This window comes from Pelomonas sp. Root405 (assembly GCF_001425165.1).
Taxonomy (GTDB): Bacteria; Pseudomonadota; Gammaproteobacteria; order Burkholderiales; family Burkholderiaceae_C; genus Pelomonas.
Genome location: NZ_LMDU01000011.1, coordinates 197,861 through 212,856, shown reverse-complemented (window position 1 = coordinate 212,856; position 14,996 = coordinate 197,861). Strand labels below are relative to the sequence as shown.

General features: G+C 70.0%; 11 protein-coding genes. 4 read left to right on the top strand and 7 right to left on the bottom strand.

Going from position 1 to position 14,996, the window contains the following annotated elements; genetic code table 11:
* Positions 1–92 precede the first annotated feature (92 nt).
* On the top strand, positions 93–1,454 hold the full coding sequence (locus ASC81_RS10495; RefSeq protein ID WP_056266266.1) for a cyanophycinase: 1,362 nt from the start codon (positions 93–95) through the stop codon (positions 1,452–1,454).
* 139 nt (positions 1,455–1,593) lie between these two features.
* On the opposite strand, the gene ASC81_RS10490 is transcribed toward ASC81_RS10495, so the two are convergent.
* From ASC81_RS10490 to ASC81_RS10465, 6 genes are all read right to left on the bottom strand, one after another.
* Entirely contained in the window at positions 1,594–2,274 is a 681-nt protein-coding gene (locus tag ASC81_RS10490) for an arginine N-succinyltransferase (RefSeq protein ID WP_056266263.1), read from the bottom strand.
* Positions 2,271–3,293 (bottom strand): arginine N-succinyltransferase, encoded by a 1,023-nt coding sequence (locus tag ASC81_RS10485; RefSeq protein WP_056266260.1) that lies wholly within the window; start codon positions 3,291–3,293, stop codon positions 2,271–2,273. The genes ASC81_RS10490 and ASC81_RS10485 overlap by 4 nt, the downstream gene beginning before the upstream one ends.
* Positions 3,290–4,285, bottom strand: a complete 996-nt coding sequence (locus tag ASC81_RS10480) for a GlxA family transcriptional regulator (RefSeq protein ID WP_056266257.1) — start codon at positions 4,283–4,285, stop codon at positions 3,290–3,292. The genes ASC81_RS10485 and ASC81_RS10480 overlap by 4 nt, the downstream gene beginning before the upstream one ends.
* A 630-nt stretch (positions 4,286–4,915) precedes the next feature.
* The gene (locus tag ASC81_RS10475) at positions 4,916–6,304 is read right to left on the bottom strand and encodes a YfcC family protein (protein ID WP_056266254.1); all 1,389 of its coding nucleotides are present in this window, start codon (positions 6,302–6,304) and stop codon (positions 4,916–4,918) included.
* Positions 6,301–7,419 carry a succinylglutamate desuccinylase/aspartoacylase family protein gene (locus ASC81_RS10470; protein ID WP_056266251.1) on the bottom strand — a complete coding sequence of 373 codons (1,119 nt, stop codon included), beginning with the start codon at positions 7,417–7,419 and terminating at the stop codon, positions 6,301–6,303. Before ASC81_RS10470 ends, ASC81_RS10475 begins: the two co-directional genes overlap by 4 nt.
* A gap of 105 nt (positions 7,420–7,524) precedes the next feature.
* Complete coding sequence (locus ASC81_RS10465) at positions 7,525–8,751, bottom strand: cyanophycinase (protein ID WP_082536431.1); 1,227 nt, start codon at positions 8,749–8,751, stop codon at positions 7,525–7,527.
* A gap of 250 nt (positions 8,752–9,001) precedes the next feature.
* Here ASC81_RS10465 and ASC81_RS10460 point away from each other — a divergent pair, with 250 nt between their 5' ends.
* Positions 9,002–11,770 (top strand): TonB-dependent receptor, encoded by a 2,769-nt coding sequence (locus tag ASC81_RS10460; protein WP_056266247.1) that lies wholly within the window; start codon positions 9,002–9,004, stop codon positions 11,768–11,770.
* Here the strand turns inward: ASC81_RS10460 and ASC81_RS10455 are convergent.
* The gene (locus ASC81_RS10455) at positions 11,758–13,077 is read right to left on the bottom strand and encodes an ATP-binding protein (RefSeq protein WP_056267476.1); all 1,320 of its coding nucleotides are present in this window, start codon (positions 13,075–13,077) and stop codon (positions 11,758–11,760) included. The genes ASC81_RS10460 and ASC81_RS10455 overlap by 13 nt on opposite strands.
* A 223-nt stretch (positions 13,078–13,300) precedes the next feature.
* Between ASC81_RS10455 and ASC81_RS10450 the strand changes: the two genes are divergently transcribed.
* The gene (locus ASC81_RS10450; protein ID WP_056267473.1) at positions 13,301–13,663 is read left to right on the top strand and encodes a YciI family protein; all 363 of its coding nucleotides are present in this window, start codon (positions 13,301–13,303) and stop codon (positions 13,661–13,663) included.
* The gene (locus ASC81_RS10445; RefSeq protein WP_056266244.1) at positions 13,660–14,892 is read left to right on the top strand and encodes an RNA polymerase sigma factor; all 1,233 of its coding nucleotides are present in this window, start codon (positions 13,660–13,662) and stop codon (positions 14,890–14,892) included. The genes ASC81_RS10450 and ASC81_RS10445 overlap by 4 nt, the downstream gene beginning before the upstream one ends.
* Positions 14,893–14,996: the final 104 nt, after the last annotated feature.

Below are 14,996 nucleotides of genomic sequence, written 5' to 3'. Positions count from 1 at the left end.
AGTCGCCTGCTACCCAGCGCCCAAAGCCGTCACTACCGTGCATCCAGGGTCGAGGCCGCCATCCCGGCGCCGCCCTTCTCGCCTGGAGTGTCATGAGAAAGAACATCACCGCCCTCGTTGGGGCCCTGCTGCTGGGCCTGGCCAGCGCACCGGCCTTGGCCGGCAAGATCTTCCTGTCCGGCGGCGCCTATGACGACGTCAACACCGACCTCTTCGTCAACGGTCTGCGCAAGGCCACGGGCCGCGACAGCAGCTACACGCCCAACATCAGCAGCACCAACAACTGCGGCAGCAACTGGGCCACCACCGTGTGCCCGCGCATCGCCGTCATCACGGCGTCCAAGGAGACCTATGCCGTCGGCCTTGACGCCTTCAACAACGACATCCCGGCCAGTGGCTCGTCACCGGTCAAGCGCGGCTACTACAACCTCTTCCAGACCCACGGCTTCAGCCCGAAGCACATCACGGCCCACGTCGACAACTACGGCGTGCATGCCAGCAGCAGCACCACGCAGGGCCAGGCCAACATCGCCCTCATCAACCAGGCCGACGCGGTCTGGATCGTCGGCGGCGACCAGGCCAAGGTCATCCGCACGCTGCTGACCGACAGCGGTGCCGACTCCGGCCTGGCCGCTGCGCTGCGGGCGCGCTGGAACAACGGCAGCGGCAACATCGTCATCGCCGGCGACTCGGCCGGCAACCATGCGCTGAACGTGAAGATGCATGCCGGTGGCGTCAGCTATGGCTACCTGTACTACGGCGCGGACCTGCCTGACACGGCCGTCACGGGCTGGCAGACGCTGGGCGACACGCGTGACGGCACCAGCGCGCTGCGCTACCTGGAGAACGGCGCGACGATGAAGGGCCTGGGCTTTCTGCCCGCGGGCATCCTCAGCGACACCCACTTCGACAGCCGCTCCGGGCGCCTGGGCCGCCTGGCCGCCGCGCTGCGCGACCTCAGCGTGGCCCAGGGCTTCGGCGTCGACGAGAACACCGGCGTGCTGGTGGACACCTCGTCACAGACGGCCACCGTCTATGGCGCCAACCGGCTGCTGATCGTCGACACGGCGGCGGCAAGCGTGCAGACCGGCAGTTACTACAAGGTCAACGGGCTGCGCGTGAGCCTGCTGACGCCGGGCGACCGCTACAACTATTCGAGCAAGGTCGTCACCAGCAGCAAGAGCGCCATCGGCACGGCCTACTACTACGGCAGTGCTTACAACTCGGCCGACATCTTTGCCGCGCTGGAGACGTCCAAGTCCCTGACGCGCGTGGTGGACCAGACGCCGACGATCAATACCGGCACGGCCCCGGTGCCCGTCTACAGCAGCGGCCCGACCTACCCCAGCGGCTCGCCCGTCATCCGCCTGCGCTTCACGCGCGACGCTACCAGCAAGGGCTACTACAGCGGCGGCAAATACACGGTGGACAAGGTGAAGGTGGATATCTATTGACCCCTCGCCTGGTCTTGCGCCGCTGTACGCGGGCAAGCCCAGTCGGTCCCCCGAGGCGACGGCGGTGCTTGCCGGATTGACCGGCAAGCACATCGCCTGACGGGCCGGCTTGGGGCGGCCCGGCGCTCGGCCCAAATACTCACCCTTGCATCGTCGACGCAGCCGCACGCGGGACGGGCCAAGCCAGCACTGGTCCACCGTCATCGATACGCGCATGCACGGGCGGCAGGAAGCCTGCCGCCTGCAGTGCCATCAAAGCTGGTCTCGCCGCGTCGTCGACATCCAGCACGCGGCTCTCGGCCTCTTCACCGAGGAAGGACAAATACACCGTCTGCCGCGGCAACAGCGCCGCCAGGTGGCTGCGCCAGTCCGGCCCCAGCCGCGCTTCGGCCTCGGCCGGGTCGCCGGGGTAGAAGCGCGCGCCCAGGGCCTGCCAGAAGGGCGAGTGGCCCTGTTCGTCACGCCGGCCCGGCAGCTCGGCCACCAGCCAGTCGCCGAAATCGGCCGGCCGCTCGCGCAGCTGCGCCTGTGCGGCAGCGATCAGTGTCGACACCGCCGCCACCTGAGCGGCCTCGCCCAGTCCCGGCGCCGTGCGCAGTTCGGTCAGCTCGGCATGGCCGGTGTGGTCGTTGCCCAGCAGCAGCGTGGTCTGCACGCGGAACAGCTCGAGCTCGGCGGCGGCATGCACGACGCGGCCGAGGCGGAAGTGGTAGCGCGGTAGCGTCAGGCCCAGGCGCGGCACCAGCAGCAGCGACGCATTGCTGTCGTCCAGTGACAGCCGGATGCCGCCCGTTTCATGGGTTAGCAGGATGCGGCTCATGCGGACACCTCCGTCTGCAAAGGCGTCATGACAAGGCGCTCGCCCGGCTGCGCGCCGACGCGGGCGGCGGTGCCGGCGTCCACCTCGCGGCCGACCTGGGCGAGGACGGCGCGAAAGCGCGTGCGCTCCGTGCAAGCCAGCAGGGCCCACTCGCGCTCGCGCACATCGGCCTCGGCCGCCACGACGACCTCGCGCGCCAGCCTCACGCTGCGCAACGAGGCCAGCGGCGCGTCCACCGTCGGCCCGCCATCGAAGATGTCGACATAGCTGTCGGCATCGAAGCCCTCGTCCTGCAGCACCGAGAAGGGCAGCTCGCCCACCGGGTGCAGCTGGCCCAGGGCCCACTGCGCGGCCTCGGGCAGCAGGGCGACATAGATGGGTGAGGGCGGCATCAGGTCGGCGATGAAGGCCTTGCTGCGGCCGCCGACGATGAGTTCGGCCTGCGGATAGTCCATGCCGAAGAAGCGCCGGCCGACGGCATCCCAGAAGGGGCTCTGGCCGGCGGCGTCGGTGATGCCCGGGCTCTCGGCGGCGATGCGCTCCGAGAAGCGCTCGGCATGAGCCCGGATGAAGAGCAGCCGCGAGCGCGACAGCAGCTGGGCGGCGGGGCCGTGCTCGTAGTCGGGGTCGAGATAAAAGGAGGTCAGCAGCGTCGCGCCGGTCAGGTCGTGGCAGAGGTGCAGGGTGTGCATGCGCTGCGACACCCCTAACGCATTGCTCGCATGCACGACGAACTCGTTGCGGTAGCTGTAGAAGCGGTCGAAGAAGCCAGCGCTGGCGGCAATGCCCGAGCAGCCGACCACGCGACGGGCCGACATGTCCTCCAGCACGAAGAGATAGGTCTCCTCGCCGCTGGCGTCGTCCAGGCTGGCAAAGGACTGCATCGACGCGGCGATGCGCGCGGCCAGCTTGGCCTCGTCGTTGGGCAGCGAGCTGATGCCGTCGGCACTCGCCGCCGCCATGCGCATCAGTGCGGGCAGGTCGGCCTCGGCCACGGGGCGCAGCAGCAGGTCATTCATGTGGGGTCTCCGGGAGTGGGCGCAGAGCGCCAGGCCAGCGCGCGCCGGCTGCGTTCGTCGCGCGGCGTGTGGCCGAAATGGCTTTTGTAGGCGTTCGAAAAATGCGGGCCCGACGAGAAGCCGCAGGACAGGCCGATCTGCAGGATGGACTGCGAGCTTTGCTGCAGCAGGCGCTGCGCGCGCCCCAGGCGCAGCGCCAGGTAGTGGCGCGAGGGCAGGGTGTCCAGGTGTTGCTTGAACAGCCGTTCGAGCTGGCGACGCGACACGCCGACAAGGGTGGCCACCTCCTCGGTCGGCAGCGGCTCGCCGAGGTTGGCCTCCATCAGCGCCAGCGCTTCGGCCAGCTTGGGGCTGCCGGCGCCGCGGCGCTCGCTGTAGCCCGCGCGCTGGCGCTCGTCGCGCGGGCGCAGGCCCTTCACGCCCAGCCACTGCGCCAGCTCCTGGCCCAGACGCTCGCCATGCTGGGCCGCCAGCCAGGCGCCGCACAGGTCCAGGCTGGCCAGGCCCGAGGCGGCGGACAGTCGCAGGCCATCGGCGCTGATCTCCCACAGACCGTTGGCCCAGGCGACGCCAGGGTGGGCCTCGGCCAGGCTGTCCAGCAGCGCCCAGTCGGCGCAGGCGCGCTGGCCGTCGAGCAGGCCGCAGGCAGCGAGCTGGGCAGCGCCGGCGTCGATGCCGCCAAGCACGACACCGTCGGCCGCCCAGCGCTTGAGGCGAGCCGCCAGGGCGGGGTCGCAGGGGCTGGTGTCGGCGGCGATGACGATGACGGCGTGCCAGTCGACGTCGAGTGGCAGGGCCTCGGTGTGCAGTTGGGCGCCGTTGCCGGCGGCAACCGGTCCGCCGGCCAGCGACAGGCAGTCGCAGCGCCACACCGCCTCGGCCTGCAGCTCGTTGGCGGCGGCCAAGCTGTCGAGCACGCCGGCCAGGGCCAGCAAGGAGAAGCCGGGCAGCGGCAGAAGCGCGACGCGGCGGCGTGTGGGTTCTGCGTTCACGGTTGCTGTTCCGTGAGTGCGTCGACCCGAAGGCCCATGCCGGGACGTCGCCCCGGCCGGCGACCTTCTTTTTGAGCGACCAAAAAGAAGGCAAAAAGTCGCCCCCGAACCGCCCGGCCCTTAGCTTCGCAGCGGGCTGCCCTGCGGTGCTCGCGGCTTGCAACCCCGCGCAGAACTCCCTTCGCTACGCTGCGGTCAAACAGCTGCGCGGAGTCAGAGCTTGAGGCGTGCTGCGCACGCGGTTGCAAGCCGCTGCGCTCCTCGGCGGGCTTAAAGGGGGGGTGAAGGAACAGCCGGCGATAGCCGGATGTCCGGCTTGGCTGTTGGGCTGTCCGGCTGTTTCGGCTCTCCCCTTCAAAACCGCCGAGAAGCGCAGAAGGCCGAGGCGCGTGCGCAGCACGCTTCGACATCTGACTCCGCGCTACTGTTTGACCGCAGCGTAGCGAAGGGAGTTGAGCGCGGGCCTCGGCCTTCGAGCATCGCAGGGCAGCCCGAAGGGCCGGTTTTGCAGGGGCGCTTTCTTTGCTTACTTTCTTGTGCGCACAAGAAAGTGAGTCGCCCGCCGGGGCGAACTCCCGGCTGGGCCTTGCCAAAAAGCCAAAGCAATGACGAAGCATCACCCCATTGTGCTCACTGCCAGTTCACCAACGCCGGCACCGCCAACAGCGCCAACGCCATCACGAGATAGATCGCCTGCAACGGCAGCATCCACTTCACCCACTGCCCAAACGGCACCCCAGCCAGCGCGAGCACGCCCACCGTGATGCCCGAGGTCGGGATGATCGGCGTGGTCAGCTCGCCGAACTGAAACGCCAGCACCGCCGTCTGCCGGGTCACGCCCACCAGATCGGACAGCGGCGCCATGATGGGCATGGTCAGCGCGGCCTGGCCGGTGCCGGAGTGGATGAAGAAGTTGATGACCGACTGGATGACGAACATCTTCTGCGCCGAGAACACCGGCGAGCTGCTCTCCACCAGCGGCGCCAGCGCATGCAGCATGGTGTCGATGATCTGGCCGTCGCGCATCAGGATGACGGTGGCCTTGGCCAGCGCGATGACCAGTGCCGTGCCGACCAGATCGCGCGCGCCGTGCAGGAAGGCGGCCATGAACTCGTCCGCCGACAGCCGCGCGACGATGCCCACGGTGATGGCCATGACGAGGAAAAGCGCCGCGATCTCCTCGATGTACCAGCCGTACTTGACGACGCCGACGATCATCACGCCGAGGGTCGCCGCAAACAGCCACAGCACGGCGCGGTGCCGGCCGGTCATGCCGGCGAAGTTCTCGAAGCTGGCCAAGTCCAGCGTCTTGCGGCGCTCCTGGTCCATCGCATAGGTGGGGCTCAACTGGGGCGAGCGCTTGATGCGCGCCGCCCACCACATCAGGAAGCCGACGGTCAGCGCCGTGGCGATCGCCCAGCAGATGGCGCGGTAGCCGATGCCGGAGAACAGCGGCACGCCGGCAATGCCCTGGGCCACGCCGACATTGAAGGGGTTCAGGAAGGCCGTGGCGAAACCCACCTGCGAGCCGACGAAGGGAATGGCCACGCCGGTCAGCGTGTCCAGCTTCAAGGCCAGCGCCAGCGGGATGAAGATCAGCACGAAGGGAATGGCTTCTTCCGCCATGCCGAAGGTGGCGCCGCCCAGCGAGAACAGCGTGACGAAGACGGGAATGACCGCCACGCGCACCAGGGCCGAGCGGTTGTGGGCGCGCGCGACCGACTTGATCATCGCGTCGATGGCCTGGGTGCGCTGCAGCACCGCGAACGCGCCGCCGACGATGAGCACGAAGCCGATGATCAGCGCCGCCTCGACAAAGCCCTTGATCGGCGAGGTCAGCAGCGCCACCAACCCTTGCGGCTTGGCCTCCACCACGTGATAGCTGCCGGCGAAGATGACGTTCTTGCCGTCAACGAGCTGGGTGTCGAATTTGCCACCGGGCACGACCCAGGTGGCCGCGGCAATCAACGCCAGCAGGACGACCAGCAGCACGTAGGTGTTGGGGAGCTTGAGTTTCATGGCGAGAGCAGCGATCCGCTTCGGTAGGCGACCGAACCGGCGATCTTGGCCAGGCGCATGCCGCGGGTGGCGAAGCGGCGCGACGTGCGCGCAAAGCAGCGGCCGCTGGCACGGGCATGCAGGGCGGTGCGGGCATCGGTCAGCGGGCAGATGATTTCCACCACCAGCTCGCCGGCCTCGACCCAGTCGCCCGGCTGCTTGGCGAAGACGAGGATGCCGCTCGATGGCGCCGTCAGCGGCTCCACGCCCTCCAGCGGTGTCGGCTCGCAGCCGGCCGGCGCGCGCGGCGCGGTGCCGTCGACATGGCCGAGGTGGCGCAGGAAGGCCAGCAGCGCGTCGGCGTCCTGCTCGGCCAGGTCGTGCGACACCTCCGTCTCGCCGCGCAGCTCGACGGTGGCGGCCAGGCAGGCCTGGGCATCGATGGGAAAGCGGCCCTCGAAATGCGCGGCCAGCTCCCACCAGATGCGCGACGCCGTCTCGTCGAAGGGGTCGTCGCCCGAGACCTCGCTGTACAGCAGGGCTTGCGCGCCGAGGTAGCCGGCCAGCGGCTGGAAGGCGGCCGTCTGCGGTGTGCCGGTGTAGACGTGCATGACGGCCTGGTTGTCGCAGTGCAGGTCCAGCACCAGGTCGGCGTCCATCGCCAATGTCTGCAGCAGCAGCTTGAGGGCGTTCGTTTCGCTGCCGGGCTCGACCGCGGCCAGCAGCTCGTGGCAGGCGGCGCGGATGACGCGGGTGTTGGCGGCCACGTCGGCGCCGAGCCGTGGCTCGACGAGCGGGATCAGCGCGGCGGTGAGGTGCTTGAACTGGCGGTTGAAGTTGGCGCCCGTGCCCATGTCGAAGCGACCGAAGGCCGAGCCCTGGATGTCCTGCGCCAGGCCGATGGGGTTGGCCATGGGCACGAGGACGATCTCGCCGGCAATCGCCCCCGCCGCATCCAGGGCCGACAGCCGCTCGATCAGGCATTGCGCTACCAGCATCGGCGGTATTTCGTCGGCATGCAGGCTGGCGTGGAGATAGGCCTTGCGGCCCGACGCGGCGCGGCCGAAGTGCAGGCTGCGCAGGCGCCGCTGCGTGCCGGCGCTGGCGGGCGGCAGGTCGTGGAAAAGGGTTTGCATGGTCAGCTCAGAAATGCAACCACAGAGGCACTGAGGCACAGAGCAAGGCAAGCCTTGGATTCACTCCGTGCCTCTGTGTCTCTGTGGTTGCCTTTGGGTTTCTTGTCAATGGGCGACGAGCGGGGTGAACAACGGCTGGGCCACGCGCACGGGGATCACGTCCAGGCGCGCCTTCAGCACCGTGTAGTCCTCGCCGCCCAAAGCGCCGCTGAACCAGCCGACCAGGCCCGGGCCCTTGTAGAGGCGGAATTCGAAGCCGAGGTCTGGCGCCATGTCGCCGGCGCGGGGCTTGGCGCGATAGGCCAGGCCGCGCACCTCGGGCAGCGGGCTGTCCAGCAGTTGCGCCATCGCGGTGGTGATGGTGGAGTCGCCGAGGATGTCGAGGAAGTAGCCGTCGCTTTGCAGATAGGGCTTGTAGTCGCTCGCGGCCGGGTCGATCTTGGCCTCGCGTAGCTTGTGCGGGGCGGGTGTCGTCACGCCGGTGCTGAGGTCGTGACGGTCGCCGCGGTCCAGGTAGCTCAGCAGCGCGCCGCGCAGGTTGAAGGCCGGCAGCTTGGGGTCGGACGTGGCCTCGGACAGGTCCACCAGCAGGGCGCCGCGCGCGCCGATCACTTCCACCTCGGCGCCCTTGACGACGATGGCCGAGTTTTCCTCGACGCCCAGCCCCAAGCGGTAGTTGAAGGCCCGCATCGCCGGCAGCATGCGGCCGATGCGGCCGCGCTTGAGGAAGTGCTGGTCGATGAAGAGGTCGGGCCCGACAAAGCCCAGCCCGCGGTCGTACTCGCGCCGGTCGCGCCACTGGCCCTTGAGGATCTGCATGTTGTCCTGCGCGTCGCGGAACATCATGCGGCTCATGATGGCCGCGCCCGCGCTGGTGCCGGCCACCACGCCGCCGCCGTCGAAGACCTGGCGGATGGCCTTGAGCATGGCGGTGGGCTCGCCGCCCGGCTGCAGCGTGTCGACAATCAGTTCCTGCGCGCCGCCCGAGAAGAACACGGCCTTGGCGGCTGCCACCTTGGCGATCAGCGCCGGGTCGTTGAGATTGGCTGGCAGGTCGACGCCTGCCAAGCGCGGCGCGACGGGAATGGCTTCGGCATGGGCGCCGCGGTGGTTCAGCGCGGCCACGATCTGGCCGGCGCTGCGCTCGGGATTGGCGGCGGCCGTGGCGAACACGGCAATGCGTGCGCCGGCCCCGCCGGCCTCGTCGACGATGCGCTGCCACACGGCGTCGTTGTCGGTCTTCAGCGCGCCACCGATGACGATGGCCGTGCCGGCATGGGCCGCGCTGCCGCACCACAGCGCACAAAACATAAGTCGTTTGAGGAAATTCATGAAGCCATGTTGGCAGTGCCCCGCCGCAGCAGCCAGCGGGTTAGGCCCCAAACCAAGGCGCGGCGCACCACGAACGCAATTGCATGTCGCTTCTGGGCAAGCCGTGTTGCAGGGCCGCTCCTGACGCTTGCCGAGAAGCGACGCGCATTTGCGTGCAAGCGACCGGCGCGCCAAAACCCCATAGGCAACCCCTGCACCGCATCCCTAACCTGAGGGGCATCCGCTCCACCCATTCACAACACGAGGCCCTATGACTTCAGCTCCCTCCTTCGCACGGCACGCGCTGGCTCACGCCGCGCTGCTCTGTCTCATCGCGCTGCCGGCGCAGGCTCAGGAACAGAAGCTCGAACGTGTCGAGATCACCGGCTCCAGCATCAAGCGCATCGACGGTGAGGCGGCCCTGCCGGTGGACGTCATCAAGCGCGGCGACATCGACAAGGCTGGCGTGACGACCGCGGCCGAGCTGCTGCAGAAGATCACCTCCAACGTCGGCGGCCTGACCGACGGCGCCAGCATCACCGACCAGTCCGGCGCCCAGCGCGGCTTCAACGGCGCCAACCTGCGCGGCCTGGGCGTGTCCAGCACGCTGGTGCTGCTGAACGGCCGACGCCTCGCCAACTTTGCTTCGCCCGGCGACAACGCCGGCGTGGACCTGAACAACATCCCGGCCGGCGCCATCCAGCGCGTGGAAGTGCTCAAGGACGGCGCTTCCGCCATCTACGGCACCGACGCCATGGGCGGCGTCATCAACTTCATCACGCGCAAGGACTACCAGGGCGTCGACCTCGGCGTCTATGCGTCGCGCACCGACGAAGGTGGCGCTGGCAAGACGACCTTCTCCGCGTCGGCCGGCTTTGGTGACCTGGCCAGGGACCGCTTCAACGTGTTCGCCGCGCTGGACGTTCAGAAGCTCGATCCGCTGAGCTCGGCCCAGCGCAAATTCATCCAGGAATACGACCTGCCGGGCCGGCTGGCGCCCCAGCTGTCCAGCAACACCTTCCCGGCCAATGTCGACCTGACCGCGGGTCAGCTCACGGCGCTGAACAACTTCGTGCTGGCCAACCCCAACACCGCGTTGAAGGGCAGCAACGCCAACGGCACCTGGAACCCGGGCGGCGGCACCGCGGCGCCGCGCCGCGTCAACTTCGCCAAGTCCAGCTGCACTGGCGGCCTGAACCCCAACTCCCTGGCCCCCACAGGCCCGGGCGGGCGCGAGGGCTGCGCCTTCAATTACATGGGCGACTCCGAGATCTACCCGGCTTCGGACAAGGCCAACATCGTCGGCCGCGCCACCTTCCAGATCGCCGACGACCACCAGCTCTTCGCGGAAGTGCTGCTGTCCAAGACCGAGACCGACTACGCCGCTTCGCCGGCCACCAACCGCTTCCGCGCGGCCGTCGGCATCACGCTGCCCACGTCGCTGCAGCAGCAGACCGGCATCACCACGCCGGTGGACTTCCGCTTCCGCCTGACCGATGCCGGCAAGCGCACCAGCCGCGTCGAGAGCGAGGCCACCCGCGTGGTCGTCGGCGCCACCGGCCACTTCAGCGGCTGGGACTACGACACCGCCATCAATGTCGCCACCAACAAGGCCACCGACACCAACATCGACGGCTGGGTGTCGCTGACCAAGCTGGAGGCCGGCATCAAGGCCGGTGCCTACAACCCCTTCGTGCCGTCCACGGGCGATGCGGGTCGCAACTTCATGAACGGCATCAAGCTCAATGGTGCCGCGCGCATTGCCGAGGGCACCAGCACCAGCATCGACGGCAAGCTGACCCGCGCCCTGACGGCGCTGGCCGGCGGTGACCTGATGCTGGCCGTCGGCGCCGAAGTGCGGCGCGAGGAAACCGAGTTCAGCGCCACTGACGTGCTGAAGAGCAATGACATCGTCAACGACCGGTCCAGCTCCGGCGCGCTGCTGGCCGACACCCGCCACAAGCGCGACGTGATGGGCCTCTTCACCGAGCTGTCCGCCCCCTTCAGCAAGCAGTGGGAAGGCCAGTTCGCCATCCGCCACGACCGCTACGACGGCGTGTTCGACGCGGCCACCGGCACCACCTCGCCCAAGCTCAGCACCACCAACCCCAAGATCGGCCTGACCTTCCGCCCCGACCGCGCGCTGCTGGCCCGCGCGTCCTACGGCACGGGCTTCCGTGCGCCGACGGTGTCGGAAATGTTCCGCCCGGTGCGCAATGGCATCACCGCCAGCTTCGTCAAGGACCCGGTGTCCGGCGAAGTCGCGCAGATGGTCGTCGACCGCTTCTCCAACCCCGCCCTCAAGCCCGAGAAGTCCAAGCAGTTCAGCATCGGCATGGTGTTCGAGCCTTCGCGTTCCTGGAACGGCAGCGTCGACTACTGGGCCATCCGCAAGACCGACATCATTTCGGAGATCGGCGAAGAGACGATCTTCACCAACCCGGTCTACTACAACGACCCGATCATCGTGAAGCGCTTCTCCGACGGCTTCGTCGACATCGTGACGGTCCGCAAGGAGAACCGCGGCAAGCTCAACACCTCGGGCCTGGACCTCTCGTTGTCCTGGCGCGGCGAGGCCACCGCCTATGGCCGCTTCGGCGCCAGCCTGGCAGGCACGGTCGTCACCGAGTACAAGTTCAACACCGACCCACGCTCGCCGCTGATCAGCGGCCTGGGCAAGTTCCGCGACGACAAGGCCGTGCAGCGCTGGCGCCACAAGCTCAGCGTGGACTGGGACATGGGCCCCTTCAGCGCGACGGTGACCAACAACTACATGTCCGGCTACACCGACCAGAACACGCCGGGCCTGGCCGCGCCCGAGTGGAACGACCGCGAGGTCAAGCCCTACTCGCTGTGGGACCTGACCGCCAGCTACCGCATCACGCCCGAGCTGCGCTTGCGCGCCGGCGTGCTGAATGTGGCCGACACCGCGCCGCCCTTCACCAACCAGTCGCGCTACTTCCAGGTCACCTACGACCCAACCTATGGCGACACGCGCGGCCGCACTTTCTTCGCCAGCTTGAGCTATCAGTTCCGCTGAGCGGCGAAATCAATCTCGGCCCGCAAGCCGCCGAGATGCGAAGGCGCCAGCACCACGCTGGCGCCTTTTTGTTTGGCCGCCGCCCGCACGATGGCCAGGCCCAGGCCGCTGCCTTCCACGGCCGTGCCTTCGCCGCGCTGGAAGCGGTCGAAGACACGCTCGCGCTGCTCGGCCGGAATGCCCGGGCCGTCGTCGTCCACGCGCAGCAGCGGCGCGCCACCGGGGCCGCGCAAGGCGCTCACCTGCACCGTTCGGGCGCCGTACTTCACGGCGTTGTCGATGAGGTTGCGAAAGGCGCCGCGCAAGGCCTGCGGGTCGCCGCTCAGCGGCAGCGGGTCGGGGGCGGTCAGCGTGAGGGCCACGCCGGCCTTGGCGGCCAGCGGCTGCACGTCGGCCACGGCCTGGGCCGCCAGCTCGGCGAGGTCCAGCGGCTGCTCGACGGCCGCAGCGCCGGGCTCGGCGCGGGCCAGGGCCAGCAGCTGCTCCACCAGGTGCACCGCGCGGTCGATGCCGCCGCGCAGGCGGGCGATGGCGGCGTCCTGCTGCTCACCGGGCGCCGAGTCGCGCAGCAGGCCGAGCTGCAGCTTCAGCGCCGTCAGCGGCGAGCGCAGTTCGTGGGCGGCGTCGGCGACAAAGCTGCGCTGGGTGTCGAAGGCCGTCGACAGGCGCGCCAGCAGGCCGTTGAAAGCCTCCACCAGCGGCGCGATCTCGCCGGGCAGGCCCTCGGTCGGCAGCGCGCCCAGGGAGTTCACACCGCCCGCCTGGGCCGCCTGCACGACGCGCGACAGCGGCGCCAGCGAGACGCCGATCAGCCACCACAGTGCCGCCGCCACCAGCGGCAGGGCCACCGCCACCGGCACCACGCTGCGCAGCGCGGCCAGCGCGGCCAGGCGCTGCCGCACCGCCAGCGGCTGGGCCACCTGCACCACGCGCAGCGGCGTGGCCGCGCCGAACACGCGCCAGTCCTGTCCGCCCAGGCGCAGGTTGGAGAAGCCCAGCACCGCGCGCGCCGGCAGGGGCTCGGTCAACCCCTGCGGCCGGCTGGAGTACAGCTGCAGCCCTTGCAGCGACCAGATCTGCACCACGTAATCCAGGCCCGGGTCGGCCAGCGCTGCGGCCTCATCGCCGGCGATGCGGCCCTGGTCGCGCAGCGACAGCGCCGTCTGGCGCAACTGGTAGTCGAACAGCGCGTCGGCCTCGGCGCGCACGCTGAAGTAGGTGGCGCCGGCGACTGCCGCGGCCGTGACGGCGCCGAGCACCGCAAGCAGGGCGAAGAGGCGGCCGCGCAGGGTGGCAAGCAGCTTCATGCCGGCGTCTTTTGGCGCGCTGCGCTCAGGCAGGTTTCTGGGGAAGGCGGCGGAGGCATGGCGGTCGCATTCTGCCGCCGCAAAAAATTTGCCGGGCCGCTGTCGATTGGGTGCCGGCTCGCGCATCACAGGTTCAGGAACCCGCGCCGTGTGGGTTCCGCCCACCCCCCTGTAACCTGCGCCCGGCATGCCGCTGCGCTTCAACCCAGCCCTGGAGTTCCTCATGCAATACATGCTCATCTACCGCGAAGCCACCGCCGAAGTCGGTCGCCGCGACGACCCCGCCGCCGCGCCCGCCTACTGGGGCGCCTGGAACGCCTACATCGGCGCGCTGGGCGGCGCCGGCGTCATCGTCAGCGGCAACGGCCTGCAGCCGCCGCGCACCGCCACCACCGTGCGGGTCAGCGGCGGCCAGCGCCAGGTGCAGGACGGCCCCTTCGCCGACACGCACGAGCACCTCGGGGGCTATTTCATCGTTGAGGTGGCGTCGCTGGACGAGGCGCTGGAGTGGGCCGCACGTGCGCCCTGCGCCTCTGCCGGCAGCGTCGAGGTGCGGCCGGTGTTGCCGCCGCCGCCGGCGCAGTGACGGACGCCGCCGCAGTTGCGGCGGAGCGCGTTGCCCGCGAAAGCTATGGCCGGCTGGTGGCGCTGCTCGCCTGGCAGTGGCGCGACCTGGCCGCGGCCGAGGACGCGCTCAGCGAGGCCTTCGCGGCCGCGCTGCGCACCTGGCCCGAGCAGGGCCTGCCCGCTTCGCCCGAGGCCTGGCTGATGGCCGCCGCCAGGCGCCGGCTGCTGCACGCGGCGCGCCACACTCGGCTGACGCAGGACCCGGCGGTCACCGCGTTGTTCGACGACGACGCGGCCGCGCCCGCCGCCGAGGCCGTGCCGGATGCGCGGCTGCGGCTGATGTTCGTCTGCGCCCACCCGGCCCTGGCCGAGAACGTGCGCGCGCCCCTGATGTTGCAGGCTGTGCTGGGCCTGGACGCACAGGTCATTGCCAGCGCCTTCCTCGTCTCGCCCACGGCGATGGCCCAGCGCCTGGTGCGCGCCAAGGCCCGCATCCGCGAGACCGGCCTGCGCTTCGACCCGCCCGAGGCCAGCGAGCTGCCCGGCCGCCTGGCCGCCGTGCTGGAGGCCATCTACGGCGCCTACACGCTGGGCCGGCACGATCCCGACACGCCGGCCGGCGACCTGCGCGAGGAGGCGGTCTTCCTCGCGCGGCTGGTCACCGTGCTGCAGCCCGACCAGGCCGAGGCCTGGGGCCTGCTGGCGCTGCTGCTGCATGTCGAGGCCCGACGCGCGGCGCAGTTCGACGCGGCAGGCCGCTTCGTGCCGCTGCCGCGCCAGGACCCCGCCGCGTGGGACGCCGGCCTGGCCGCCGAGGCCGAGCGCGCGCTGTGGACGGCGGCGCGCCTGCGCCAGCCGGGGCCGTTCCAGATCGAGGCGGCCATCCAGTCCGCCCATGCCCAGCGCCGAGCGACGGGCCAGACGCCCTGGGCCGGCATCGCCCAGCTCTATGCACTGCTGGTGGCCCATCACCCCAGCCTGGGCGCGCGCGTCGGCCAGGCCGTCGCCCAGGCCGAGGCGGGCGACGCGGCGGCGGCACTGACCACGCTGGCCGCCTTGCCCGGCACGACGGTGCAGGCCTATGCGCCCTACTGGGTGGCGCGCGCCCATGTGCTTGAGTGCGCCGGCGCGCCCGGCCACGCTGCGGCCTTGCAGCGCGCCATCGGCCTGACCGAGGACCCGCGACTGCGCGACTTCCTCGCGGGTCGGCTTCAGGCCGCGCCGCCCTTGTCAGGCGCCCCTTCTTAACCCGGGTCGACGGAAACAGCGCAGCTCTGCGCCGGCGAGCTTTTCAACCGGCGAACCGGCGCCCGAACTGTCGGCCTCGACCTACATGCCAAGGCGCGCTGCCC

What these genes read in the sequence shown, in the direction of transcription:
- ASC81_RS10495 (WP_056266266.1), top strand. Translation starts at nt 93, where the DNA reads ATGAGAAAGAACATCACCGCCCTCGTTGGGGCCCTGCTGCTGGGCCTG.
- ASC81_RS10490 (WP_056266263.1), bottom strand. Translation starts at nt 2,274, where the DNA reads ATGAGCCGCATCCTGCTAACCCATGAAACGGGCGGCATCCGGCTGTCA.
- ASC81_RS10485 (WP_056266260.1), bottom strand. Translation starts at nt 3,293, where the DNA reads ATGAATGACCTGCTGCTGCGCCCCGTGGCCGAGGCCGACCTGCCCGCA.
- ASC81_RS10475 (WP_056266254.1), bottom strand. Translation starts at nt 6,304, where the DNA reads ATGAAACTCAAGCTCCCCAACACCTACGTGCTGCTGGTCGTCCTGCTG.
- ASC81_RS10470 (WP_056266251.1), bottom strand. Translation starts at nt 7,419, where the DNA reads ATGCAAACCCTTTTCCACGACCTGCCGCCCGCCAGCGCCGGCACGCAG.
- ASC81_RS10465 (WP_082536431.1), bottom strand. Translation starts at nt 8,751, where the DNA reads ATGAATTTCCTCAAACGACTTATGTTTTGTGCGCTGTGGTGCGGCAGC.
- ASC81_RS10460 (WP_056266247.1), top strand. Translation starts at nt 9,002, where the DNA reads ATGACTTCAGCTCCCTCCTTCGCACGGCACGCGCTGGCTCACGCCGCG.
- ASC81_RS10455 (WP_056267476.1), bottom strand. Translation starts at nt 13,077, where the DNA reads ATGAAGCTGCTTGCCACCCTGCGCGGCCGCCTCTTCGCCCTGCTTGCG.
- ASC81_RS10450 (WP_056267473.1), top strand. Translation starts at nt 13,301, where the DNA reads ATGCAATACATGCTCATCTACCGCGAAGCCACCGCCGAAGTCGGTCGC.